Consider the following 25,204-nt stretch of genomic DNA (forward strand, 5'->3'; position numbering starts at 1 on the left):
GCGCAGCATCGGGCACGCGGGTGCCGGGGTCTGCGGCAGGGGCCGGCGCCGCGGCGGGCGCGGCCGGCGTGGCTGCCGGTTCATCGAAGCTGCGCTTGGGCGTGAGCACCGGCGCGGGCGCCGGCTGGCTGGCGGAACTGCGCGAGCCCGTGGCCGAGGACGGCCCCTCGGCCTGGGCGACGCCGGTGGCGGCGGCGCAGAATGCAGCGGCCAGGACCACGCGGGCAAAGGGATCAATTCGAGCGCGAAGGGAATGCTGACGCATGGCAATCCTGAAAAATCGGAGTCAGCCCGGATCGTACCCCGACCGGCCGCCGAAATCGAACCCGGTGGCACCGATTTATCCATCGGTAACCACCGGCCCCGCCTGCGCACCAGAGATCGCTACCGCATGCCTGCGGGCACCGCCGCGGCGGAAGAGGCAGCCGCGTCCCTCGCGATTCGATCCGCACGCCGTCGCGCGCTCGCGCACCTCATGGACGCACCGTCGCCGGCGCGAACCAGTACTGCGCCTGCTCGCTGTCGGACGAATACCAGGGCAACAGACCGATGCTGTGGGATTCCCGCTGCACGCTGACCAGCAGCCCACCCTGCTGGGGCCGCAGCAGCGCGACGTAGCGGTACACGCCCATGGATTCGTACTGATGCCAGTCGCGCCGCGCCGTCACCCAGAAGCGGCCTTGGGTGCAGCCGGTATAGCGGCTGGCGCCGACCCGGGGCGGTTGCGGCGGGTCGGCAGGATCGGGGTCTGCCGCGCCATCGCGTTGCCGCAACAGCGCCGCGCTCTGGCCGCCCTGGCCGTCTTCGGCCTGGATGTTCCAGCCGCCGGCAGCGGGACTGAAGGTCACGCGGGCCGCGGCCGTGGGCTGCCATTGGCGCTCGGCGGTGTCTTGCAGGTCCGGCAGCGCCAGCGCGTTGGCCAGGAAGCGCTGCAGGTCGGACAGGCCGGCCACCGAGGCCTTGCCGCCGCGCAGTTCGCCGGCCGCGAGATACGTGCCGCCCAGGTCCGGGCATTGCGCCGGGTCCGACGGCAGCACCAGCGGCGCGCCCTGCTTGAAGTCGGGCCAGGCGACGCGCACGTCGTCCACCGTGGTGACGCCGCAGGCCGACAGGCCGGCCAGCGCCATGACCGCCCACGCCAGACGGGCGGCGCGGGCCGCGACCCCGCCTGCCCTGCCCGTCCGCAACGGCGCAGGCAGTGTCTCCGAAGGGTCCGTCTTTATTACCATCGTGTCGTGTCCCATGGCCACGCACTATACCGAAACCCCGCGTTGCCAAGGCCGTGGCGGGGGGGAATAATCGGCGGATCGCCCTGCGCCCTCTGCCCACCGCCGCTCCCATGACGCCCTTCAAAGGAAAACTCCGCACCCGGCACCTGGAAATCGTGCTGACGGTGGCCGAGCTGGGCAACCTGTCCAAGGCGGCCACGCAACTGCACAGCACGCAGTCGGGCCTGTCGCGCGCCATCGCCGAAATCGAGGAACTGGTGGGTGCGCGGTTGTTCGAGCGCACGGCCCGCGGCACCAGCTGCACGCCGCTGGGCGAGGCCATGTGCCGCCATGCGCGCCAGTTGCTGACCGGCTTTCGCAAGGCCGAGGTCGACCTGGCCGCGCTGTCGCGCGGCGACGAAGGCAGCCTGACCGTGGGCTGTTTTTCCATGTTCGCCGGCTGGCCGGTGGCCCAGGCGGCGACGCGCTTTCGCCAGGCCTATCCGCGCATCACCCTGACGCTTGAGATCGGCACGCACGAGCGCCTGATCGAAGACCTGGACGCCGGCGCGCTGGACGTGCTGATCAGCCGCTTCTCGTCCACGGTCAATCCGCAGGTGTACCGGTCGGCCACCTTGCTGGAAGACGACGTGGTGCTGGTCTGCGGACCGAACCATCCGCTGGCGGGCCGGCCCGACGCCGACCTGGCCGAGTGCGTGACCTATCCGTGGATCACCGCCCTGCCCGGCAGCCGCATCCGCGGCGAGCTGGAAATGCTGCTGCACCAGGAGGGCCTGCCGATTCCGGATATGATCGGCGCCCTGTCGCTGGAATTCGGCCGTGAAATGCTGCTGGACGGGCACTATCTGTGGATGCTGCCGGGCAGCGTCGCGGCAGTGCGGGCGGCGCGCGGCGAAGTCGTCGTGCTGGCGGCCCGGCCGGCCCTGCGCAAATCGCCGCTGGCGGCCATCTGGCGCCGCGACCGACCCAGCACCCGCCAGGCCCGCGCGTTCGCGGACACGCTGGCCCAGGCCATCAACGCAATATAGGAGCACCCATCCATGTACGACTGGCTCAATGCCCTGCCCAAGGCGGAACTGCACCTGCACCTGGAAGGCTCGCTGGAACCCGAGCTGCTGTTCCGGCTGGCCCGCCGCAACGGTGTCGCCCTGCCATGGCCCGACATCGATGCGCTGCGCGCCGCCTACAACTACGGCAATCTGCAGGAATTCCTGGATCTGTACTACCTGGGCGCCGACGTGCTGCGCACCGAACAGGACTTCTACGACCTGACCTGGGACTACCTGGTCAAGTGCCACGAGCAGAACGTGGTGCACACCGAACCCTTCTTCGATCCGCAGACCCACACCGACCGCGGCGTGCCGTTCGCGGCGGTGCTGGGCGGCATCAGCCAGGCGCTGGAAGATGGCCGCAAGAAGCTGGGCATCAGCAGCGGCCTGATCCTGAGCTTCCTGCGCCACCTGCCCGAAGAGCAGGCCATGCGCACGCTGGAAGAAGCGCTGCCCTACCGCGACGCCTTCATCGCCGTGGGCCTGGACAGCAGCGAAATGGGCTTTCCGCCGCGGCTGTTCCAGCGCGTATTCGACCGCGCCCGCGCCGAAGGGCTGCCCGCCGTGGCGCATGCAGGCGAAGAAGGCCCGCCGGAATACATCTGGGAAGCGCTGGACCTGCTGAAGGTGCTGCGCATCGACCACGGCGTGCGCGCCGCCGAAGACCCGCGCCTGATGGCCCGCCTGATCGACGAACAGATCCCGCTGACCGTCTGCCCGCTGTCCAACACCCGCCTGCGCGTGTTCGAACACATGTCGCAGCACAACATCCTGTCGCTGCTGGATGCGGGGGTGAAGGTCACCGTCAATTCCGACGACCCGGCCTACTTCGGCGGCTACGTCACCGAGAACTTCCATGCGCTGTACGAGCACCTGGGCATGAGCCAGGCGCAGGCGCAGGCGCTGGCCGACAACAGCATGGATGCGCGCATCCTGAAGTAACCGGCGTCGCCCGCGACGGCCGGGCCATGCGCAACCCGCATGGCCCGGATCGAAACCGGCATGCCATGCCGGCCCCGTTCGTCCCTACCATAGTCCGAAGACGGCAATGCCATCCGGCGTTGCCGCCCACGATGACAATGACCAGGGGCAACACCATGACCGAATCCGTCCAGGTCCGGCTGCGCGCCGGCCTGCTGACCGGCCTGCGCGAAGGCGGCGTCAGCCGTTTCAGCGCCATTCCCTACGCCGCGCCGCCCGTGGGCGCGCTGCGCTTCGCACCGCCCGAACCCGCCCGCTGGCAAGGTCCGCGGGACGCCACCCGCCCGGGCCCCGTGCCGCCACAGCTGCCGTCGCGGCTGCGCGGCGCCATGGGCGACTTCGATGCGCCGCAGTCGGAAGACTGCCTGCACCTGACCGTCTGGACGCCGGCAGCCGGTACGCCGGTAGCCCGTATGCCGGCAGCCCGTACGCCGGCAGCCCGTATGCCGGCCCCCGATGCGCGGCGCCGACCGGTCGTGGTGTGGCTGCACGGCGGGGCCTGGCAAAGCGGCGCGGGCGCACTGGACTGGTACGACGGCGCCCGCCTGGCCGCGCTGGGCGACGTGGTGGTGGTGGCGGTGAACTACCGGCTGGCCGCCCTGGGCTGGCTGCACGTGCCGGGGCAGACCGCCAACGTCGGGCTGCTCGACCAGGAAGCCGCCATCGATTGGGTGATGGACAACATCGAAGACCTGGGCGGCGACCCCGCGCGCGTCACGCTGATGGGACAGTCCGCCGGCGCCTCGTCGATCTGCGCCATGCTGGCGCGCCGGCCGCGCTTTGCCCGCGCCATTCTGCAGAGCGCCGCGCTGGGCCGCGGTTTTCGCAGTTCGGCACAGGCCGCCGCATTGGGCCAGGCGTTCCTGGAAGCGGCCGGCGCCAACTCGCTGGACGAGGCCCGCGCCCTGCCCGTCGACCGCCTGCTCGCCGCACAGCAGGCGCCGCAAGTGGTCGCGGCGCTACAGGCCGAGGGCGGCCGCCGCAGCCTGTTCGGCCCGGTGCTGGATGGACAGGTGCTGCCCGCCGACATCGCCCCGGCATTGCACCGGGCGGCCGGCCGCGCCGATGTGCTGGTGGCCTATACCCGCGATGAGATGGCCGCGTTTCCTGGCTACGGCACCGGCCCCGACAGCCAGGCCGCCAGCGAGGCCGTGTTCGGCGCGCCGTCGCGCCAATGGGCCGAACACGCCGCCGCCCAGGGCCGCCAGGCCTGGCTCGCGCGCTTTGACGTGGCGCCCACCGATGCCTTCCGGGCGTGCCACTGCATCGAACTGCCGTTCGTGTTCGGCACCCTTGACGCTTTTGCCCAGGCGCCCATGCTGCACGGCCTGCCGCCCGCGCAGGCGGCGCGGCTGACCGCGACGACCCAACGCGCCTGGCTTGCCTTCATCCGCGGCGAGGCGCCCGACTGGCCCGCGGCGCCGCACCAGCAATTGCTCGACTGAGCCACACGCCGGTCGGCTGCGACCCGGCTCGCGCGGCCGGCGCACCCACAACATACATAAGGGGAATATCCATGTTGAAGTCTCTCGCGATCTCGCTTGCCCTGCTGTCGCCCGCCGCCGCCAGCGCGGCCTATCCCGACAAGCCGGTCAAGATCATCGTGTCCAACCCGCCGGGCGGCCCCGTGGACGTCATGCTGCGCGTGCTGGCCAGCAAGCTGTCGCAGGTGTGGGGCCAGGCGGTGGTGGTGGAGAACAAGCCTGGCGCGTCCGGCATCATCAGCACGGGCGCGCTGGTCAAGTCGGCTCCGGACGGCTACACGCTGGGCATGGTGGTGGCCTCGTCCGTGACCATCGTGCCGTTCGCGGTGGACAGCCTGCCGTTCGATCCGCAGAAGGACCTGCAACCGGTGGCGCTGGTCGCGCGCACGCCATTCCTGTTCATCGTGCCCGCCGACAGCCCGATCAAGACCTGGCAGGACTTCGTGCGGGAAAGCCGCGCGCGCAACCTGTCGGTGGGCTCGTTCTCGATCGGCACCGCGTTTCACCTGGTGTGGGAGCAGACCGCGCGCCGTGCCGGCATCAAGGCGCTGTACATCCCGTCGTCATCGTCCGGCAAGACGCAGAACGACCTGATCGGCGGCCAGCTCGATGTGGGGCTGGACGCGCCATCCAGTTCCAAGGGGTTGATCGACAGCGGCCGCCTGCGTGCGCTGGCCATCACCAGCCCCGAACGTTTCGCCGGCCTGCCGGACACGCCGACGCTGCGCGAATCCGGCATGGCGGACTACGCGCCGCAGCCGTGGATCGGCCTGATGGCGCCCGCCGGCGTGGCGGCCGACCGCGTGGCGCTGATCCAGAAGACGGTGTCCGACATCCTGAAGGAACCTGCCATGAAGGCGCAGATGCAGACGCTGGGCATGATTCCCATCGGCGGCACCGCGCAGGAATTGGCGGACACCATCGCCGCCGATCGGGCAGAGATGGGTCCGCTGATCAAGGAACTGGGGATCAAGCTGAATTAGGGCCGTCATGCGGCCTGCGGACGGCCCGCCCTGCGCCGGCACGATTCGCCGCGGAATGATTCTCTTACTCATTGACCGACGGTCAGTCAGTAATTAGAATACGGCTCACTTTCCTTTCCTGGCGATCCGTATGACCCCCAGCCGCCGCCGTGCCCTGGTGCTTGCCGTCAACCTGGGCAGCTTCATCACCATCCTGGACATCAGCATCGTCAACGTGGCCCTGCCCACCATGCAGGCCGCGCTGCGCATCGACATGGCCGGCTTGCAGTGGGTGGTGGACGCGTACGCGCTGTTCCTGTCCGCCTTCATGCTATCGGCGGGTCCGCTGGGCGACCGCTACGGCCGCAAGCGTTCGTGGCTGGGCGGCGTGCTGCTGTTCACCCTGGGTTCCGCGCTGTGCGGCGTGGCGGACAGCCTGCCGATGCTGCTGATCGGCCGTGCCGTGCAAGGGGTGGCCGGGGCCTTGCTGATCCCCGGCGCCCTGTCGCTGTTGACGCAGGCCTTTCCCGACCCGCGCGAACGCGCCCAGGCCATCGGCGTCTGGGCCTCGTGCAATGCCATTTCGCTGATCGTGGGGCCGATGCTGGGCGGCGTGCTGGTGGCGCATTTCAGCTGGCAGAGCATCTTTCTCATCAACCTGCCCGTGGGCGCGCTGGCCATCGGGCTGGGCCTGTGGGGCATCCAGGAAAGCGCGCACCCGGAACACGCCGCGTTCGACCCCGCCGGGCAAGCGCTGAGCGTGATCTGGCTGGGCGCCCTGACCTACGGCCTGATCGCCGCGGGCGAGCATGGCTGGCGGGCGCCGGACACCGTGGCGGCGCTGGCCATCGCCGCCGTCGGCCTGAGCGCCTTCCTATGGGTCGAGCAGAAGGTGGCGCGGCCGCTGCTGCCGCTGGGCCTGTTCCGCGATGCGGGCTTCGCGGTCACCAACTTCGCGTCGTTCGTGCTGGGCTTCGGCGGCTACAGCAGCCTGTTCTTTTTCTCGCTGTACCTGCAACACGTGCAGGGCCTGTCGCCGCTGGCCAGCGGCTGGCAGCTGGCGCCGCAATTCGTGGCGTCGGGCCTGGTGTCTACCGTCTTTGGCCGCCTGAACGCGCGCGTCGGCCTGCCGCGCCTGATGATTGCCGGCTACAGCCTGATCGGCCTGGCCATGCTGGGCATGATGAGCCTGGACGCGCACACCCCCTACGCGCTGACGGGTTCGCTGATGGTGGTGCTGGGGCTGGGCATGGGGCTGACGGTGCCGTCCACCAGCATGGCCGTCATGGCGACGGTGCCGCGCGAACGCTCGGGCATGGCGTCGGCCACCATGAATGCGCTGCGCCAGACCGGCATGACCATCGGCATCGCGCTGCTGGGCGCGCTGATGAGCGGCCGCGCGGTCGACCACCTGGCCGCGGCACTGACCCGGCTGGGCCAACCCGACGCGCAGGCGGTGGCGCGCGCCGCGGTCACGCAGCATGTGCTGCCCGCGCAGCCCGACGGCATGGCGGCGTTGTTTGCCGATGCGCTGGCCGGCGGCTTTCATGCCGCGATGCTGGGGGCCGGCGCGATGTCGGTGCTGGCCGCGCTGCTTTTGCTGGCGGTCACCCGGGGCGCGCGGCCGGTCTTGCGCACGGTGTGAGGATAGCGGGTCTGCCCCCTTGCAACGCCGGACGGACCGCGCGGCAAGGCGACGCAACAGGCCGCGCCGCGCCCGGTTCCATCGTTCGGAATTCCAGCGCGCGGAATCAAACGGCAGGGTGTTTAAGCAGGCGTAAAAAACGCGGCAAGGGACGGTTGCTCCGGTAATATCTTCGGCCAATAACAGGTTAACAACCGAAGAGGAGACAAGCCATGAAGCACCATAGAACCCTGTTCCGCCTGGCGCCGCTGGCGCTTGCCGCGCACCTGGCCCTGAGCGGCCCCGCCGCCGCGCAAAGCGCGCCCGGCACGCAAGGCCCGCTGCAAGCGGCGCCCGACGCGGCGCTGGCCGCGCAGATCGACCAGCGCGCCAAGGCCATCGAAGACAAGCTCATCGCCTGGCGCCGCGACATCCACCAGCATCCCGAACTGGGCAACCAGGAAAACCGCACGTCCAAGCTGGTGGCCGACCACCTGCGCGCATTGGGCATGGACGTGAAGACCGGCGTGGCCGGCACGGGCGTCGTCGCGGTGCTCAAGGGCGGCAAGCCCGGCCCGGTGGTGGCGCTGCGCGCCGACATGGACGCGCTGCCCGTGAAGGAACAGGTCGACGTGCCGTTCGCCTCGAAGGCCAAGGGCACCTACCTGGGCAAGGAAGTCGACGTGATGCACGCCTGCGGCCACGACGCGCACACCGCCATCCTGATGGCCACGGCCGAAGTGCTGGCCGGCATGAAGGACCAGTTGCCCGGCAGCGTCAAATTCATCTTCCAGCCCGCCGAGGAAAGCCCGGCCGACTTCGAACCGGACGGCAAGAAGATCTGGGGCGCCAAGATGATGGTGCAGGAAGGCGTGCTGGACAATCCTAAGGTCGACGCGATCTTCGGCCTGCACGTGTCCAGCAGCTACCCCGTGGGCAAGCTGTCGTGGCGCAGCGGCCCGGCCATGGCGGCGGCCGACCAGTTCTGGATCGACGTCACCGGCAAGCAGACCCACGGCGCGCGGCCCTGGTCGGGCATCGACCCCATCGTGGTCAGCTCGCAGATCATCCTGGGCCTGCAGACCATTCCCAGCCGCCAGATCAACAGCATGCTGGAGCCCGCCGTGATCACCGTGGGCGCCATCCACGGCGGCAACCGCATGAACATCGTGCCGGACAGCGTCGCCATGACGGGCACCATCCGCACGTATGACGAGGGCATGAAAAAAGACATCCACCAGCGCATTGAACGCACGGCCACGATGATCGCGCAGAGCGCGGGCGCCAAGGCCGATGTGCGGGTGGTCGAGCTGTACAACGCCACCGTCAACAACCCCGGCCTGACCGAGGAAATGGGCCCCACCCTGCGGCGCGTGGCCGGCGAAGGCAACTACGGGCTGCAGCCCAAGTCGACGGCCTCGGAAGACTTTTCCTTCTACCAGGAAAAGGTGCCGGGCATGTTCTTCTACCTGGGCGTGACGCCCAAGGGCACCGATCCGGAGACCGCCGCGCCCAACCACTCGCCGCGCTTCTATGTGGATGAATCGGGCCTGATCAACGGCGTGCGCGCCTTGTCGAACCTGACCGTGGACTACATGGCCAAGGCCAAAAAAGGCAGCTAGCCTTCTTCGCCTGCCGGCCCGGGCCTGCCCCGCGCGGCAGGCCTGCAAGGCGCACGTGCAAGGCGTGCGCCGCCCGCCCCGCCCGCGTCTGGCGCGGCGGGCATAAGCAAACCGCCATAAAGTCTTTGTGGGACGCCGCGCGGTTTCCTACAGTACGGCCCTTTGCCGCCCAAGAGCCGTACCGCCATGCCGATTTCCCGACGCCGACTATTGCTTGCCAGCGCGCTGGTGCTACCGCTTGCACGGCCCCGCCCGGCACGCGCCGCCGCCTGGCCCGAACGTCCCATCCGGCTCGTGGTGACCTTTCCGCCCGGCGGCGCCAGCGACATCGCCGCGCGCATCATTGCGCCGGGTCTGGCAGACCTGCTGGGCCAGCCCATCGTGATCGAGAACCGCCCCGGCGCCGGCTCGACCCTGGGCGCGGCGCAGGTGGCGCAGGCCCCGGCCGATGGCTACACGCTGCTCATGTCGAACTCGGCGCCGCTGTCGATCTCGCCCGCGCTGATGCCGCAGCACAGCTACGACCCGCTGGCCAGCTTTCGGCACGTGGCTTATATCGGCGCCGTGCCGACGGCCTTCGTGGTGCATCCGGCGGTGCCCGTCGACACCTTCTCGCAACTGACCGACTGGATCAAGGCGCAGCCCGAGCCCGTGCAATACGGCAGCGGCGGCCTGGCCTCGGTCGGCCAGATCGTGGGCGAACTGTATGCGCGCCAGACCGGCGCGCCGCTGCAGCACATTCCGTACAAGGGGTCGGGCGCGATGCGCAATGACCTGCTGGGCGGCCAGATCCGTTTTGCGGTGGACGCACTGCCGCAGAACCTGCCGTTCCTGCGGACCGGCCAACTGCGCCTGTTGGCCGTCACCACGCAGCAGCGCGTGCCGCAGGCACCGGCCATTCCGGCGGTGGGCGAGCTGGGTTACCCCGGCCTGGTGGCCGAGAACTTCATCGGTCTGTCCGGGCCGGCCGGTTTGCCCGACGCCGTCAGCCAGCGGCTGCACGCCGCCTTGACGCAGGTGCTGCAAACGCCTGACGTGCGCGCCAAGCTGGAGGGCCAGGGTTTCGTGCTGGCCCGGAAATCGCCCAGCGAATTCACCGACTTCGTGCGCCGCCAGGCCGACGCCTGGGGCCCGGTGGTGCGTGCAACCGGAGCCAGCCTGTGAGCGCCCGCCGCGTGCTGGTGCTGTTCGGCCACCCCGGCCGAGGCGGCTTCAACGAAGCCGCCGTCGAAGGCGCTGCACGCGCGGCCCGGGCCGGTCATGCGTTGCAGATCGAATGGATCGCCGACAACGATACGGACCGACGCACCGAACGCCTGGCGCAGCTGTGCGCGGCCGCTCCCGACCTGGTCATCGTGCATGGCGGCCAGGGCGACGTGCCGGTGGCGCGCATCGCGCCACGGTTTGCGCGCACGCAGTTCGCCATCACGCAGGGCAGTCATCACGCCGCCAATGTGGCCTCGTACGACATCCTGCAGGAACACACCGCCTTTCTGGCCGGCGTGCTGGCGGGGCTGCGCGGCGGCGCGGCTCACCTGTCCGGCGAACGCGTGCGGCCCGGCCTGAAGGGCCGTGCGGCCTATGCCGACGGCGTGCGCCGCGTGCGGGGCCAGGACCCGCTGACCGGCTTTTGCGGCAACCAGCACGACCCGGACCTGGCCAGCGCCTGGACCGACGGCCTGGCCGCGCGCGGCGCCCGAGTGGTGTTCGCGATGATGGATGGCGGCCGCGAGGGCATCACCCGGTCGTGCCGCCGCCACGGCCTGCGCCAGATCGGCAACGTGCTCGACTGGGTCGCGCGCGATCCCGCCGTGTTCCTGGCGTCGGCGCTGGCCGACTCCGGCCTGTGCGTGGAGCGCGCCGCCGCCGACCACGCGGCCGGGGCGCTACGGGTGGGCGAGGTCACGCATTTCGGCCTGCAAGCCGATGCGTCGCTGCGACTGGTGCTGGGCGCGGACGTCAGCGCCGAGGAACGCCGCATTCTGGACGACTGGTCGGCCCGCCTGGCGCGCGGCGACGTGCAGGTGGCGGGCGAGTACCGCGGACGGGAGTTCGCGCTGGAGGGCGCGGCGGCTTGAGGGCACCGGATAAGGCGGCAGGCTATGCCCCGGTTGCCGCGAAGCCCTGGTGGTACGTCACCTGCCCCGACGCCGGCCGCCTGTAGGCCTGCGCCATGAAGTATTCCGGCGGCACGCCGGGATAGACCAACGCCGCAGTGGCCGTGAAGCCGAAGCGGCTGTAATAGGCCGGATCGCCCAACACCACGCAACCGGCCGCGCCAAGCGCCTTCAGTTCGGCCAGGCCCGCCTGGATCAACGCCGTACCAATGCCCAGGCCCTGCATCGCAGGCAGCACGGCCACCGGCCCCAGCCCGTACCAATCGGCCGCGCCGTCGCTGATCGTCACGGGTGAAAATGCGACGTGGCCCACCGGACGCCCCCCATCGCGCGCCACCAACGATACCGTCAGCACGCCGGCAGCACGCAAGGCGTTGATGATGTGCCCCTCGGTCTGCTGACTATGCGGATGGTCGCGAAACGCTTGCTGCGTCAAGGCGAAAATGGCGTCGATGTCGGCGGGAGTCTCGGCGGAAATCTGCATGGCCTTTCTCGTTGCGATGGCAAGCATGGTGCGAAAGCGCAAGTTTACGCGGCCGACACCGGGATGGCTGTCCCCGCTCGACTGTCGCGGCTCGACTCGCCGGGCCACGCCCCGGCGAGCGATGGCCCGTCCGGGCGTCCGACAATTCCCGACCCGGATTGACGCCTGCCCGCCCCCTCGCTACAGTGACCGCCGATCCTGGCCGGGCGGCCCGCCGCCCGCATGCCGAGCCTTCGACCCCGCGGTTCGCCGCGACCTTCATCCGGAATCTTCCATGAACAGCTACCGCGTCGGCATCGCCGGCTTCGGCGCCATCGGCCAGGCCGTGGCGCAATCCCTGGATGCCGGCCTGCCCGGCCTGACGCTGGCCGCCGTAGCCGTGCGCGACCCCAAGGCCCCGCCCGCCTTCGCCTGGCAGCAGGCCACGCCCACGTTCACCACCATCGACCAACTGGTCGAGCACTGCGACGTCGTGGTCGAATGCGCCCCCGCCGCCGTGTTCCGCCAACTGGCCGAACCGGTGCTCAAGGCCGGCAAGAAGCTGGTGGTGCTGAGCTCGGGCGCGCTGCTGCGCCACGACGACCTGATCGAACTGGCGCGCGCCCACCAAGGCCAGATCCTGGTGCCGTCCGGCGCCATCCTGGGGCTGGACGCCATCACCGCCGCCGCCGAAGGCGTCATCCATTCAGTCACCATGATCACCCGCAAGCCGGTACGCGGCCTGCTCGGCGCACCGTACCTGACGGACAACCACATCGACATCGCCGACATCACCGAACCGCGCCTGATCTTCCGTGGTTCGCCGCGCGAAGCGGCCGTGGGTTTCCCGGCCAACCTGAACGTCGCGGTCAGCGTATCGCTGGCCGGCATCGGGCCGGATCGCACCACGCTGGAAATCTGGGCCGACCCGTCGCTGGAACGCAATATCCACCGCGTCGAAGTGGTGTCCGATTCGGCCTCGTTCTCGATGGAAATCCAGAACATCCCGTCGGCCAACCCCAAGACCGGCCGCATCACCGCGCAAAGCGTCATCGCCGCGCTGCGCAAGCTGACCGGGCCGCTGCGCGTCGGGACTTGAGCGATCCTCGCCCCTGACCGAGTCTTGCAGGCCCGCCCCGGGCCTGGCGTACCCGCTTTGGCGGAATCTGAACGGAAGCACGTTTTCATGATCATCGGTATCGACCTGGGCACGACCAACAGCCTGGTGGCATTGTGGCAAGACGGCAAACCCAGGCTGGTGCCCAACGCCCTGGGCAGCCTGCTCACCCCGTCATGCGTCAGCCTGGACGACGACGGCACCATCCTGATCGGCGCCGCCGCGCGCGACCGCCTGCAGACCCACCCGGAGCGCACGGCGTCGCTGTTCAAGCGGCATATGGGCAGCGATAAGCGGTTCCGCCTGGGAACGCAGGAATTCCGCGCCGAAGACCTTTCTTCGCTGGTGCTGCGCGCCCTGAAAGAGGACGCCGAGGCCGTGCTTGGCCAAGCCGTCACCGAAGCCATCATCAGCGTCCCGGCGTATTTTTCCGACGGCCAGCGCAAGGCCACCCGCATCGCGGGTGAACTGGCCGGCCTGAAAGTGGAACGGCTCATCAACGAACCCACCGCCGCGGCGCTGGCCTACGGTCTGCACCAGAGCGAGGTCGAAACGCAGTTCCTGGTCTTTGACCTGGGCGGCGGCACATTCGACGTGTCGGTGCTGGAACTGTTCGAAGGGGTGATGGAAGTACGCGCCACCGCGGGCGACAACTTCCTGGGCGGCGAAGACTTCGTCAACGAGATCGTCCAGAAATTCTTCCTGACGCATGGCCTGTCGAACGCCGCGCGCGATGACCGGCGTTTCATGCAGCAATTGCTGGCGCAGGCCGAAGCCGCCAAGCGGCAGTTGTCGCAAGACGCTGACGCCCGCATCGCCGTATCGTGGCGGGAATCCGAGTACGCGCTGGACCTGACCCAGAACCAGTTCGCCGAACTGAGCGAACCGCTGCTGGCGCGGCTGCGCGGGCCGGTGGAACGATCATTGCGCGATGCCGACATCCGCACGTCCGACATCGCCACCGTGGTGCTGGCCGGCGGCGCCACCCGCATGCCGCTGGTGCGCCAGCTGGTCACCCGCATGTTCGGCCGCTTTCCTTCCATCGACATGAATCCCGATGAAGTGGTGGCCGCAGGAGCGGCGGTCATGGCGGGCCTGAAAATGAAGGACCAGACGCTGGACGAAGTGGTCATGACCGACGTCTGCCCCTATACGCTGGGGGTGAATACCTCGCGCACGACGGCCACCGGCCAGCATCTGCCCGGACATTTCTCGCCGATCATCGAGCGCAATACCATCGTGCCGATCAGCCGCCAGGAAACCTACTATCCGCTGCACGACAACCAGGCCTACGTCGAACTGGAAATCTACCAGGGCGAGTCGCGACTGGTGCGCGACAACATCCGTCTGGGCGCGCTGAATCTGCCGCTGCCGCGCCTGTCGCGCCAGGAATGCGCCATCGACGTGCGTTTCACCTACGACGTCAACGGACTGCTTGAAGTCCAGGCATCCCTGCAGCGCGGCGGTCCGGTGCAGAGCGTCGTCATCCAGGGCGGCGGCACGCAGATGTCGGAAGCCCAGGTGCGCAAACGCCTGGCGGAACTGGCTGAACTGAAGATCCATCCGCGCGAGCATGCCGCCAACCGCGCCTTGCTGGCCAAGGCCGAGCGGGTCTATCAACTGCTGCGCGGGGAACAGCGCCAGGGCCTGGCCGATGAGATCCTGCTGTTCGAACAGGTGCTTGAACAGCAGGACGAACGCTTGGTGCCCGATGCCCGCGACCGGCTGCGCCAGGTCGTAGACCATCTCGAACGCGCCAGTGTCTTCGACCAGGCGTTCGACCCATCTCACCGCGACTAGCCCATGCCCGCCGCCTTTTTTTCGGTGCTGGGCATCACGCCCACCCCAGACCAGAAATCCATCCGGCGCGCCTACGCCGTGGCATTGAAGAAGATCGACCAGGCCGCGAACCCGGAAGGCTTCGCAGCGCTGCGCGACGCCTACGAGCGTGCGCGCGCCTGGGCGGACGGTCAGGGCTCGTCCGCGAAGGCGGCAGCGCCCTTCCCTGACCCGGCCGCCGCCCCCGCGGGGCGCCCTGGCCCAGAGGTCCCACCAGACGCCCTGCGGCGCTCGTGGTCTGACGAACCCGCCCCCGACGAGCCGGCTCCGGAATCGGGGCCGGCGTCGGCCCAGGACACGCCGGCCTCCGGCCGCCGACGACCACCTCGCCAGTCGGCAGACCGAGCCCACGACACGTCTTCACGGCCCGACCCGGCGCCGCCTGCCGACCCCGCCCTGCCCAGCGCCACCGAACGGGCCGAAGCCGTAGCGCACTGGACCGAAGAACTGATGGCTGCGGCGGACGACCAAGTGCAGCCGATGATGGACCGCGCGCTGCTGGACGAACGCCTGGCCCACCTCGATGCCCGGCAGGACCTGGCCGTGAGCTTGGCGCATGCCCTGCGCGCCCGGCCCGGCGGGCGGCTGGCGCTGTTCAATACGGCTCGCCGCGCGTTCGATTGGAACGGCTTGAATGCCCCCTTTCCCTCCGATCCGGAGCTCTCCCGCTGGCTCGGCCACTTGCACGACCAGATGGAACTCTACGTCCATCTTCCCCCGGAACAACGGGTGCCCCTGGACGCCGTGCTGGCGCTGGCGCGCACGCGGGCCCAGCCCAGCCGCGTCGATGCGGTATTGCACGGTGAACAATTCGAGCGGCTCTATCTGGTCGCCCCGGAACTGGCGATGCTGGACCTGGGCGAAGCCCGCATCACTGCCTGGCGCACCGCCATCGCCCGCGCCGAACGCCTTCGGCGACTGGCTGACTGGCCCGCCAAGAACAAGCTGCTGATCGTCCTGGGCATCGTGGTCATCCTGGGCCTGGCAGCCATGTACCGGGACGCTCGCGACGGCACCACCTACCGGCCGGACCCCGCCAAGATGGCCCTGGCCGATACCCGCATCACCTTGCAGGCCCAACGCGCTGCGGCCGCGATCCGCCCCTGCGACAAGCAGGTGCTGGGCCCGCCGCTGGGTTGCCCGGCGCTGATCGACGGGCAATCCGAGCCCTGGCCCCTGGATACGCCAAAGGTGTTGGTCATCACGGAAAAACCAGACCTGCGCTATCCCTACGAAGCCCAGATCAAGGGCTATGCCGGTCCGGTCTGGGTGCGCGTGCTGCTCGACGAGCACGGCCGGGTCCAACGGACCGCCTTGCTGTTTTCATCGAACCACGCCGACCTGGACGTGGCGGCGGTGAACGCCGCCCGGGCGGTGCGCATGATGCCTGCCACCCGCGACGGCCAGCCCGTGCCCAGCCAGGTGTTGTTGATGTTCGACTACAAGCTGGACAAGCGCTAGGCGGCCGCGCGTTGCGGTGCCGCCGCGACCGCATCCATCCCTCCCATCGTCCACCCGCCCTCGCCGTCCAGCGCCAGCCGATGCGTATGGAACGGGTCCAGCGTGCTGCGATGCCCCACGCTGACCAGCATGCAATCCGGCAGGTCCTGGCGCAGCAGGCTGTACAGCATGTGTTCCAGGCCTTCGTCGGTAGCCGACGTGGCCTCGTCCAGAAAGACAATGGCGGGCCGGTTGAACAGCACGCGGGCAAACGCCACGCGCTGCTGCTCGCCAATGGACAGGATGCGCGACCAGTCGGCCACTTCGTCCAGGCGGCCGGCCAGGTGGCCCAGGTTCACCTGCCGCAGCGCGGCCGCCAGGCGGGCGTCATCGCCCGGCTGCGCGTGGCCCGGATACGCCACCGCGTCGCGCAGCGCGCCCAGCGGCAGATAGGGCCGCTGCGACAGGAACAGCGCTGCCGCGCCCAGCGGCCGCTTCACGTTGCCCTGCGCGTACGGCCACAGCCCCGCCAGGGCGCGCAGCAAGGTGGTCTTGCCGCTGCCTGAAGGCCCTTTGATGAGCAGGGCCTGACCGGGACGTAGCGACAGATTCAACTGGCACAGCAGGGCCTGCCCATCGGGCCGCGAGACGTCCAGGCCGGTGATCTCCATGCCGTCGGGCAACGGTTGTGGTTCGATCGCCGGCAGGTCGCGCGCCGCCGCGTTGGCATCCAGAAAGCCCGCCAGCCGGTTCAACGTGGCGCGGTACTGGGCGAAGGAATCGTACGAGGTACGAAAGAACGACAGCGAATCCTGCACCTGGCCAAAGGCCTGCGCGGTCTGGATCACATCGCCCAGCTTGATCGCGCCACTGAAGAAGCGCTGCGCCTGCAACAGGAAGGGGAACACCACCGCCACCTGGCTGACCGCCAGGTTGAAGCCGTCGAACTTCAGGCCCCGGTACACCCGCGCCCACAGGTTGGCGATGTAGGCCGAAAAGCGCGTCCAGAGCGTGGCGCGCTCGACGGCTTCGCCCTGGTAGAAGGCCACGTTCTCGGCGTTCTCGCGCAGCCGCAGCAGGGCATAGCGGAAGTTGGCGGTCAGGCGTTCGGACAGGAAGTTCAACAGAATCAACGGCCGCCCGATCTTGAAGGCGAACAGCGTGGCGACGATGACGTACAGGTACACCATGAAGACCATGGCGCGCGGAATCTCGACGCCCGCCACGTCCAGCGGACCGGACAGATTCCACAGGATGGCGGTAAACGCCACCAGCGACACCATGGCGCTGAGCGCACCGATGGCCAGGCTGCGCGAACCGGTGACGAACAGGGCGATGTCCTGCTCGATGCGCTGGTCGGGGTTGTCCACCGGCTCGCCGACGAAATGGCTGCGATAGTAGGCGCGCGCGCCGAGCCAATCCCCGGTCAGGCGCTCGTTGAGCCACACCCGCCAATGGATGTCGAAGGCCTGGCCGGCGTAGCTGTCCACCAGGGTGCGCACCACGTGCACGCAGGCCAGCACCGCGAAGATGCCCAGAAAGCGCCAGAAGGCGGTCGGGTCCAACGCCTGCAAGGCGCTGTAGAAGCCGTTGTACCAATACGAAAACAGCACGGTCATGCGGACCGAGAACATCGCCAGGAACAGCAGCGCGGCCAGCGTCAACAGCGGCCGCCAACTGCGCCGCGGCGTCAGGTAGGGCCAGGCCAGGCGCCAGAACTTGCGCCCCCAATCGGTCCAGCGCGACAGCGCCAGGGTCACCCCCACCAGCCCGACGGCGGCAATGCCAAATGCGCGCGCCAACCAAAGCGCGCTTTCCCACAGCTGCTGCTGCCAGTTCAGATCCATGTCATGCCCCTGTCACATCGTTTCTGGTTAGAACGACGCAGGAGGGCTAGTTCCGGCAAAAGCGGCGTCTTAAGCGTGGCTTAAGCGTTCGGCGGCGCAACTGAAGGCGGACTGAAAGCCTGGGTGAACCCGGGGCGAGGCCGTCCTCGGCCCTACTGTGCGCCCAGATCCAGATTGGCGAACGTATCGGCCAGCGTCGGCACCGACCGCGCCGGCCAGATGGCGCTCAGGTCGAAGCTGGGCAGGCGTTCGCCATCGCGCACCTCGCAGAAACGCACGCCGCTGAAATCCAGCGACCGGATCCAGCTGGGCAGCAGCGCCACGCCGCAGCCGCCGGCCACGCACGCCAGCACGGTGAGCGTGCGATTGGCTTCCTGGTTCACGTGGGCGTCGTGGCCGCCCTTGCGCATGGCGTCCAGGATGTCGGCATAGAAGGCCGGCAATTGCGACTGCGGATACATCACCAGGCCGGCCTGCGCGATCTGCGCCATCGACACCTGGCCATCCGGCGCAACCTCGAATTCGTCCGGCACCGCCGCCACCAGGCGGTCGCGCAGCAGCTGGCGTTCGCGCATGCGGCCGCCCACGGCCACCGGCGTGTGCATCAGGCCGATATCGATCTCGCCGGTCTGCAGGGCTTCGGCCTGCTCGGCATTGCTCATTTCGCGCAGGATGATGCGCACGCCGGGCGCTTGCCGGCGCATTTCGCGCAGCGCCCGGGGCAACGTGTTGAACAGCGCCGAGGACACCAGCCCCACCGTCAGTTGCCCGGCGCTGCCGCGGCCGATTTCCTGGGCGCGGCGGGCGGCCGCGTCGATGCGGGTGACGCTGGCACGCACATCTTCCAGGATGGCGAGGGCGGCCGGCGTGGGCGTGCTGCCCTGCCGCGAGCGTTCAAACAAGCGCACGCCCAGGTCCTTTTCCATGCGGCCCAGCGCCTGGCTGAGCGCCGGCTGGGCAATGCCCAGCCATTCGGACGCGCGGCTGACGCTGCCGTGGTCGACCACCGCCAGGAAATAGCGCAGATGCCGGGTTTCCATATCGATTCAATATAAATAAAGCGTTTTCAAACAATAGAAAACTATACCCGGTCTTCCTACAATCCCGCCTTACAAAACCTTACAGAAGCGGGTGGGCCCCCGGCGCCGCACCCGCCCCAGGAGACTGCCTTGCCCCCGTCCGCGACCGGCCCCGCCGTCGACACCCACGCCCACGTATTCCGGCAAGGCCTGGCGCTGGCCGATACGCGCCGCCACACGCCTGACTACGACGCCACGCTGGCGCAATACCTGGCCCTGCTGGACGCACACGGCCTGACGCACGGCGTGCTGGTGCAGCCCAGCTTCCTGGGCACCGACAACAGCCATCTGGTCGAGGCGCTGCGCGCGCAGCCCGAGCGGCTGCGCGGCGTGGCGGTGGTCGATCCCGCCATCACGGACGAGGCCTTGCAGGCCCTGGCCGCAGCCGGCGTGGTCGGCATCCGCCTGAACCTGATCGGCCTGCCCTTGCCCGAGATCCAGACGCCGGCCTGGCGCCACCTGCTGGACCGCATCAATGCACTGGGCTGGCATGTTGAAATCCACGTGCAGGCCGCGCGCCTGGCCGATATCATGCCGGCGCTGCTGCAAGCCGGCTGCCGCCTGGTGGTGGACCACTTCGGTCGGCCCGACCCTGCGCTCGGCGTGACCGACCCGGGCTTTGCCTATCTGCTGCGCCAGGCCGACAGCGGCCGCGTCTGGGTCAAGCTGGCGGCCGCGTACCGCAACTGGCCCGCCGCCGACTGTGCCGCATCCGGGCGCGAGGCGACGCAGCAATTGCTGCGGGCCTGCACGCCCGCCCGACTCATGTGGGGCAGCGACTGGCCCCATACCGAGCATCGCCACCTGGCGTCCTACCCTGCGGCGACGCAGTGGCTGGACGCCTGGATCGACGACCCCGCGCAACGGCGCGCCGTGCTCGCCGACACGCCGTTGCAGCTGTTCCAATTCCAAGGAGACCCACGATGACCCCTCTGTTCAAACGCCTCGCGCGGCGCGGCTGCCTGCTGGCCGCCGCCGGATTGCTGGCCGGCGCTGCCGGCGCGGCACAGGCCGCCTATCCCGAGCGCGCCGTCACGCTGGTGGTGACCTATCCGCCCGGCGGCACGGTCGACGTGGTGGCCCGCCTGATCGGCCCCAAGCTGGCGGCCGAACTGGGCCAGCCGGTGGTGATCGAAAACCGCGGCGGCGCCGGCGGCATGATCGGCGGCGCCGTGGTGGCCAAGGCCCAGCCCGACGGCTACACGCTGATGCTGGACGCCTCGAACCACGCCCAGAACCCCGCGCTGCACCCCAAGATGCAGTTCGACACGCTGACCGCCTTTGCACCGGTATCGCTGCTGCTGCGCGTGCCCAACGTGCTGGTGGTGACGCCGTCGTACGAAGTCAAGACCGTGGCCGACCTCATCAAGCTGGGCCAGCCCGGCGCCAAGGACCCCGTCTATTTCGCCTCGGCCGGCCCCGGCTCGGCCCAGCACCTGGCTGGCGAACTGTTCAACCTGCTGGCCAAGACCCAGTTGCAGCACGTGGCCTACAAGGGCGGCGGTCCGGCCATGATCGACGTCATGTCCGGCCAGGTGCCGGTCATGTTCGCCAGCATGGGCTCGGCCTGGCAGCACGTGAAGAACGGCAAGCTGCGCGCCGTGGCCGTCGGCGGATCGCAACGCTCGACGGCCGCGCCCGACCTGCCCACCATCGCCGAATCCGGCGTGCCGGGCTACGAGACCTACGAATGGAACGCCGTCTTCGCGCCCGCCGGCACGCCGCCCGAGATCGTCAACCAGGTCTCGCAAGCCCTGGCCAAGGTGCTGAAGGACCCGCAGATCGCCGCACAGCTCGAAGGCATCGGCGCCGAGCCCATCGGCTCGACGCCCGCCGAACTGGACACCTTCCGCCGCGCTGAAATCGACAAGTGGCAGCGCGTGGTCAAGGAAGCCGGCCTGAAACTGGATTGAGTACTGCCCGGACCTGGCCGCGGCGGCATCCCCGGGATGCCTGACACGCGGCCTCACGGTCCGCAACCGGATTGCCGGTCTTGGGGCGCCCTTCGGGGCGCCCTTTTTTTGGTGCTTGTTCGGGTTTTACGGCGCCCTGCCGATGCGATACAAAGAGCGGATCGCATGCGCTCAGGGAAATCCGGAACGAGATGAACCAAGACAGCAACGAGCCCTCCCCGCCCCCGCCCGCCGGCGCGGCCAGAACACCCGCGGCAGCCCTGGACGGCGCCGCCCTCGACGGCCTGGCCGACGGCTTCATCTCGCTGGACCGTTCGTGGCACGTGCGCCATGTGAACCCCGCCGCCGAACGGCTGCTGCGGCGCAGCAGGCAGGACCTGATCGGCCAGGCTTTGTGGGACAGCTGCCCCGACCTGGTCGCCACCGGCTACTACGAGGCGTGCCGGACGGCCTTGCAGACCGACAGCCCCGCCAGCCATACCGGCTACTACGCGCCGCTGGCCTGCTGGTACGAGGCCCGCGCCTTTCCCAGTGCCGGCGGCGTGGCGGTATTGCTGCGCGACGTCTCGCGCGAACGCGAAGCCGCCGCCCAGCTCAAGTACCAGGCCACGCACGACTACCTGACCGGCCTGCCCAACCGCCGCCAATGCATGGAGACCCTGTCCGGCGCCATCGCCGACGCGGCGCCGGGGCTGACCGCGCAGAACCCGTCGCTGGCCGTGCTGTTCCTGGACCTGGACCGCTTCAAGGAAGTGAACGACGCCTTCGGCCACGCCGAGGGCGACCTGCTGCTGTGCGACGTGGCCGAGCGGCTGCGCAGATTCCTGACGCCGTCGATCTTCTGCGCCCGCGTCGGCGGCGACGAATTCCTGCTGGTGCTGCGCGACACCAACGAGCGCGCGGCCGAAGCACTGGCCAATTCGATCCTGAACGCGCTGTCGCGGCCCAGCGACATCCACGGCCGTTCGGTATCGCTGGGCGCCTGCATCGGCATCGCGATGCTGAACTCGCCCGGCGAATCTGCCGAGATGCTGCTGAACTACGCCGACGCCGCGATGTACGCCGCCAAGTCGGCCGGCCGCTTCCAGGTACGGCTGTACCACCGCGAACTGATGCAGGGCCTGGGCGCGCGCCTGTCGCTGCGCGGCGACATCCAGGGCGCGCTGACCCACAACCAGTTCGAACTGCACTTCCAGCCGCAGATCAGCATGCACGACGGGTCGCTGTGCGGCGCCGAGGCGCTGCTGCGCTGGCGCCATCCCACCCGCGGCCTGCTGGGCCCGGCCGCGTTCCTGGACGTGATCCTGGATTCGCCGCTGGAATCGGCGCTGACCGAGTGGGTGGCCAATGCCACCTGCCAGCACATCAGTGAATGGCTGGCGGATGACCTGCCGGTGCCACGCATCTCGTTCAACCTGTCGGCCCGCCAGCTGGTGGCGCCCGACCTGGCCGGCACCATCGTGCGGCTGGCGCAGGCCCACGGCGTGCCGCCGGCGCTGCTGGATGTCGAAGTGACCGAGAACTCGCTGATGAGCGATGTCGAAAAGGCCTCGGGCATCCTGATGGAACTGCGCCAGGCCGGCATCTCGGCATCGCTGGATGACTTCGGGTCCGGCTATTCCAGCCTGGCCTACCTGGTGCGGCTGCCCATCGACACGCTCAAGATCGACCAGTCGTTCGTCTGGGCGCTGGGCAAGATGCCCACGGCCACCGCCGTGATCCGTGGCGTCGTGCGGCTGGCGCATTCGCTGGGCATGCGCACGCTGGCCGAAGGCGTCGAAACCGAGGCGCAACGCCAGATGTTGATCGAGGAAGGTTGCGATGCCATGCAGGGCTTCCTGTTCAGCCGCGCCCTGCCCGCCGGCGCCTTCGCCGCGCTGCTGCGCGATTCGCGGCGCTGAAGACGACGCGATGTCGCCGCGGCCGCTATGATGTCTGGCTGATGTCTGGATGAACCACGATGGAAAAGATACGGCTGGATAAATGGCTCTGGGCGGCGCGCTTCTACAAGACGCGCAGCCTGGCGGTGGACGAGATCGGCAAGGGCCGGGTGCAGGTCAATGGCCAGCCCGCCAAGCCGGCGCGCGAAGTCGGCGCCGGCGACCTGGTCAGCCTGCGCAAGGAAGACCCCGCGCTGCACGTGCGCGTGGTGGCGGTCAGCGGCGTGCGCGGCCCGGCGCCGGTGGCCCGGCAACTGTACGAGGAAACCCCCGAAAGCGCCGCCGCCCGCGCCCGCGCGGCAGAAATGCGGCGCCTGGCGCCCGAGCCGGCGCTGGATATCGCAGCGGGACGTCCAACCAAGCGCGATCGGCGACTGATCGATCAGATGCGCGGCAAGTAAGCGGCGCGCCTCGCACGCAGCGGCGGCGCCGCGCCGGTGCGCGGCCCGGCCAACGCGCAGGCCCGGCCCAACGCACCCGGCTTTACAGCGCCCGCCCCACGATCAGCGAATCCAGCGCCATTTCAGGCTCGGCGCTCTTGCCTTCGTACGGCAGGCGTCCGATCAGGTAGCGCATGGCGTTCAGGCGCGCGCGCTTCTTGCAGTCGGACTTGACCACGATCCACGGCGCATCGGCGGTGTCGGTGTGCGCGAACATCGCTTCCTTGGCGCGGGTGTAGTCGTCCCACTTGTCCAGCGAGGCCAGGTCGACGGGGCTGAGCTTCCACTGCTTGAGCGGATGCACCTTGCGTTGCAGGAAGCGGCGGCGCTGCTCTTCCTGGCTGACCGAGAACCAGAATTTCACCAGGTGGATGCCGCTGGCGACCAGGTTGCGTTCGAAGTCCGGCACCTGGCGCAGGAATTCAAGATATTCCGCCTGCGTGCAGAAGCCCATCACGCGTTCGACGCCGGCGCGGTTGTACCAGGAACGGTCGAACATCACGATCTCGCCCGCCGTGGGCAGGTGCTGCACGTAGCGCTGGAAATACCATTGGCCGCGCTCGGTGTCGGACGGTTTTTCCAGTGCCACCACGCGCGCGCCGCGCGGATTCAGGTGTTCCATCATGCGCTTGATGGTGCCGCCCTTGCCGGCGGCGTCGCGCCCTTCGAACAGGATCACCACGCGTTGGCCGGTGGCCTTGACCCAGGCCTGCAATTTCAGCAGTTCCACCTGCAAGGCGTACTTCTGCTTTTCGTAATTGCGGCGCAGCATGCGGTGCTTGTAGGGGTAGATGCCCTCGCGCCAATCGGTGGCCAGCTCTTCGTCGGGATTGCGGCGGGCGGCGGGTGCCTGCGCACTGGCCTCGAGCAGCGCGCGGTGCACGGCCATCGCGTCATCGGGCGACAGTTCTTCGATCACCGAGCGCAGCGCCTCGTGGGCCTCGCCGGATTCGCCCACGGTATAGCGGCGGGCAATGTCCGCCAGCACGGCGGTGGTTTCCTGGCGGGCCGCGGCTTCCCGCGCGCTGACGCGCTTGCGGGCCGTGACGGCGGGCTCGATGGACGGCAGTTGGGCGGCGGCCTGTACGCGCTTGCTGCGCGAGGCGGTCGTTGCAGCGCCGGGCGCGCGGCGGGCGGCTTGCGTGCGCTTGGCGGCCGATGCACGTACCCCGGCGGTGCGCGTGGCGGCGGACTTGGTGGCGGGCTTGTTGGCCGATTTGGTGGCCGACCTGGAGGCCGGCTTGGTGGTGAGGTCGGCCTGGGTGGATTCGGAGGCTTGCGAGGTCTTGTCTGTCATGGATCCCTGTCCTTGCTGCGCGTGGGCCCCGGCCAGTCGCCGGCGACCCGTCAGGAAAAAGCGCAACCCTAACCCGCGCCATGGCGCGGGACGTTGATATGAATCAAGACTTGTAACATCATTGCAGCCTGCGGCCCGCAGGCTCCACCGGGGCCGCATTGCGCATAGGGCCGCGCCAGTCCTCCCGCCAGCGCCGTGCCGCCGCTACACTGCCGCATCGAAACCGCTTCCCCGACGCCATCATGTGGTCATTCCTGAAAAGGCTGCTTGCCGGCCCGCCCGCCCCGCCCGACCCCTTCGCCGAAACCATCCGCTTCGACGACGCCGGCTTCACGCGCGCCAGCGAGCTGGCCGCGCGCATGGGCCTGCGCCAATCGTGGCCCTGGGAAGACGTGCATGAATTCGGCTTTCGTTTTCGCCAAGCCGTGTTTCCAGACCCCTGGCACGGCGACTACATGGAAGGCCTGTGGTACGTGCGGGTGCAGGACGACGGCGCGTTGATGGCGGTGGAGTTCGACGAGGACGTGCTGGATGTGGATGCCTTGCCGCCGGCCCTGCTGCGGCACATGCCGGGTCTGAACCACGAGGTGCTCCGCGCCGGTCTGGCCACCGCGCAACGCGGGCCGCGCCACTTCGACGGCGCGGGCGAATGGGTGGCCTGGCAGCGAGATTCGATTGCGCCGGAAAAGGCCGCACAGTAACATTTACCGCCAATTATTTCTCGCCCCTTCCGCCCGCCGTGGACACGCGCAAAGCCCCCA

At 69.2% G+C, this 25,204-nt stretch carries 21 protein-coding genes and 1 pseudogene; 16 read left to right on the forward strand and 6 right to left on the reverse strand.

Features of this window, described 5'->3' with window-relative positions; translation table 11 throughout:
• Positions 1–265: pseudogene (locus AC6LJ2_RS15320) on the reverse strand (lytic murein transglycosylase); the annotation flags it as partial.
• A 208-nt stretch (positions 266–473) separates the two neighbouring features.
• Positions 474–1,127, reverse strand: coding sequence for a hypothetical protein (locus tag AC6LJ2_RS15325; protein ID WP_263911110.1), 654 nt, complete (start codon positions 1,125–1,127; stop codon positions 474–476).
• Positions 1,128–1,339: 212 nt separating this feature from the next.
• Here AC6LJ2_RS15325 and AC6LJ2_RS15330 point away from each other — a divergent pair, with 212 nt between their 5' ends.
• The 8 genes from AC6LJ2_RS15330 (at position 1,340) to AC6LJ2_RS15365 (ending at position 11,029) form a co-directional block, all read left to right on the forward strand.
• Positions 1,340–2,257, forward strand: coding sequence for a LysR family transcriptional regulator (locus AC6LJ2_RS15330; protein ID WP_498151665.1), 918 nt, complete (start codon positions 1,340–1,342; stop codon positions 2,255–2,257).
• 12 nt (positions 2,258–2,269) lie between these two features.
• On the forward strand, positions 2,270–3,220 hold the full coding sequence (locus AC6LJ2_RS15335) for an adenosine deaminase (protein ID WP_263911113.1): 951 nt from the start codon (positions 2,270–2,272) through the stop codon (positions 3,218–3,220).
• Between the two features lie 155 nt (positions 3,221–3,375).
• Positions 3,376–4,704, forward strand: a complete 1,329-nt coding sequence (locus AC6LJ2_RS15340) for a carboxylesterase/lipase family protein (RefSeq protein ID WP_498151666.1) — start codon at positions 3,376–3,378, stop codon at positions 4,702–4,704.
• Between the two features lie 71 nt (positions 4,705–4,775).
• Positions 4,776–5,726, forward strand: coding sequence for a Bug family tripartite tricarboxylate transporter substrate binding protein (locus AC6LJ2_RS15345; protein ID WP_498151667.1), 951 nt, complete (start codon positions 4,776–4,778; stop codon positions 5,724–5,726).
• Positions 5,727–5,856: 130 nt separating this feature from the next.
• Positions 5,857–7,350, forward strand: a complete 1,494-nt coding sequence (locus AC6LJ2_RS15350; RefSeq protein ID WP_498151668.1) for an MFS transporter — start codon at positions 5,857–5,859, stop codon at positions 7,348–7,350.
• 212 nt (positions 7,351–7,562) lie between these two features.
• Positions 7,563–8,951, forward strand: coding sequence for an amidohydrolase (locus tag AC6LJ2_RS15355; RefSeq protein ID WP_445656936.1), 1,389 nt, complete (start codon positions 7,563–7,565; stop codon positions 8,949–8,951).
• A gap of 186 nt (positions 8,952–9,137) precedes the next feature.
• The gene (locus tag AC6LJ2_RS15360; protein WP_498151669.1) at positions 9,138–10,115 is read left to right on the forward strand and encodes a Bug family tripartite tricarboxylate transporter substrate binding protein; all 978 of its coding nucleotides are present in this window, start codon (positions 9,138–9,140) and stop codon (positions 10,113–10,115) included.
• Positions 10,112–11,029, forward strand: coding sequence for a BMP family ABC transporter substrate-binding protein (locus AC6LJ2_RS15365; RefSeq protein ID WP_445656938.1), 918 nt, complete (start codon positions 10,112–10,114; stop codon positions 11,027–11,029). The genes AC6LJ2_RS15360 and AC6LJ2_RS15365 overlap by 4 nt, the downstream gene beginning before the upstream one ends.
• Before the next feature lie 22 nt (positions 11,030–11,051).
• On the opposite strand, the gene AC6LJ2_RS15370 is transcribed toward AC6LJ2_RS15365, so the two are convergent.
• Positions 11,052–11,552 carry a GNAT family N-acetyltransferase gene (locus AC6LJ2_RS15370; RefSeq protein ID WP_263911123.1) on the reverse strand — a complete coding sequence of 167 codons (501 nt, stop codon included), beginning with the start codon at positions 11,550–11,552 and terminating at the stop codon, positions 11,052–11,054.
• 274 nt (positions 11,553–11,826) lie between these two features.
• Here AC6LJ2_RS15370 and AC6LJ2_RS15375 point away from each other — a divergent pair, with 274 nt between their 5' ends.
• The 3 genes from AC6LJ2_RS15375 to AC6LJ2_RS15385 all read left to right on the forward strand — a co-directional run bounded on the left by AC6LJ2_RS15375 (position 11,827) and on the right by AC6LJ2_RS15385 (position 15,948).
• Positions 11,827–12,630: an aspartate dehydrogenase gene (locus AC6LJ2_RS15375; protein WP_263911125.1), complete on the forward strand. Its 804-nt coding sequence runs from the start codon at positions 11,827–11,829 to the stop codon at positions 12,628–12,630.
• A gap of 87 nt (positions 12,631–12,717) precedes the next feature.
• Positions 12,718–14,448: an Hsp70 family protein gene (locus AC6LJ2_RS15380; RefSeq protein ID WP_498151670.1), complete on the forward strand. Its 1,731-nt coding sequence runs from the start codon at positions 12,718–12,720 to the stop codon at positions 14,446–14,448.
• Positions 14,449–14,451: 3 nt separating this feature from the next.
• On the forward strand, positions 14,452–15,948 hold the full coding sequence (locus tag AC6LJ2_RS15385) for a TonB family protein (protein WP_498151671.1): 1,497 nt from the start codon (positions 14,452–14,454) through the stop codon (positions 15,946–15,948).
• Here the strand turns inward: AC6LJ2_RS15385 and AC6LJ2_RS15390 are convergent.
• Together AC6LJ2_RS15390 and AC6LJ2_RS15395 are read right to left on the reverse strand one after the other, a co-directional pair.
• Positions 15,945–17,774 (reverse strand): ABC transporter ATP-binding protein/permease, encoded by a 1,830-nt coding sequence (locus tag AC6LJ2_RS15390; protein ID WP_498151672.1) that lies wholly within the window; start codon positions 17,772–17,774, stop codon positions 15,945–15,947. The genes AC6LJ2_RS15385 and AC6LJ2_RS15390 overlap by 4 nt on opposite strands.
• A 152-nt stretch (positions 17,775–17,926) precedes the next feature.
• A complete protein-coding gene (locus tag AC6LJ2_RS15395; RefSeq protein WP_263911130.1) occupies positions 17,927–18,814 on the reverse strand; it encodes a LysR family transcriptional regulator in 888 nt (295 codons plus the stop codon).
• A gap of 129 nt (positions 18,815–18,943) precedes the next feature.
• Between AC6LJ2_RS15395 and AC6LJ2_RS15400 the strand changes: the two genes are divergently transcribed.
• The 4 genes from AC6LJ2_RS15400 to AC6LJ2_RS15415 all read left to right on the forward strand — a co-directional run bounded on the left by AC6LJ2_RS15400 (position 18,944) and on the right by AC6LJ2_RS15415 (position 23,107).
• The gene (locus tag AC6LJ2_RS15400; RefSeq protein WP_498151673.1) at positions 18,944–19,780 is read left to right on the forward strand and encodes an amidohydrolase family protein; all 837 of its coding nucleotides are present in this window, start codon (positions 18,944–18,946) and stop codon (positions 19,778–19,780) included.
• Positions 19,777–20,766 carry a tripartite tricarboxylate transporter substrate-binding protein gene (locus AC6LJ2_RS15405; protein ID WP_263911134.1) on the forward strand — a complete coding sequence of 330 codons (990 nt, stop codon included), beginning with the start codon at positions 19,777–19,779 and terminating at the stop codon, positions 20,764–20,766. The genes AC6LJ2_RS15400 and AC6LJ2_RS15405 overlap by 4 nt, the downstream gene beginning before the upstream one ends.
• A 191-nt stretch (positions 20,767–20,957) precedes the next feature.
• Positions 20,958–22,667 (forward strand): putative bifunctional diguanylate cyclase/phosphodiesterase, encoded by a 1,710-nt coding sequence (locus AC6LJ2_RS15410; RefSeq protein WP_498151674.1) that lies wholly within the window; start codon positions 20,958–20,960, stop codon positions 22,665–22,667.
• 59 nt (positions 22,668–22,726) lie between these two features.
• Complete coding sequence (locus tag AC6LJ2_RS15415; protein WP_263911137.1) at positions 22,727–23,107, forward strand: RNA-binding S4 domain-containing protein; 381 nt, start codon at positions 22,727–22,729, stop codon at positions 23,105–23,107.
• Between the two features lie 82 nt (positions 23,108–23,189).
• On the opposite strand, the gene ppk2 is transcribed toward AC6LJ2_RS15415, so the two are convergent.
• Complete coding sequence (gene ppk2 / locus AC6LJ2_RS15420) at positions 23,190–24,443, reverse strand: polyphosphate kinase 2 (protein ID WP_498151675.1); 1,254 nt, start codon at positions 24,441–24,443, stop codon at positions 23,190–23,192.
• Positions 24,444–24,685: 242 nt separating this feature from the next.
• On the opposite strand from ppk2, the gene AC6LJ2_RS15425 reads away from it, so the two are divergent.
• Entirely contained in the window at positions 24,686–25,144 is a 459-nt protein-coding gene (locus tag AC6LJ2_RS15425; RefSeq protein ID WP_498151676.1) for a hypothetical protein, read from the forward strand.
• Positions 25,145–25,204 lie beyond the last annotated feature (60 nt).

Source organism: Achromobacter sp. 1014246743 (assembly GCF_059760725.1).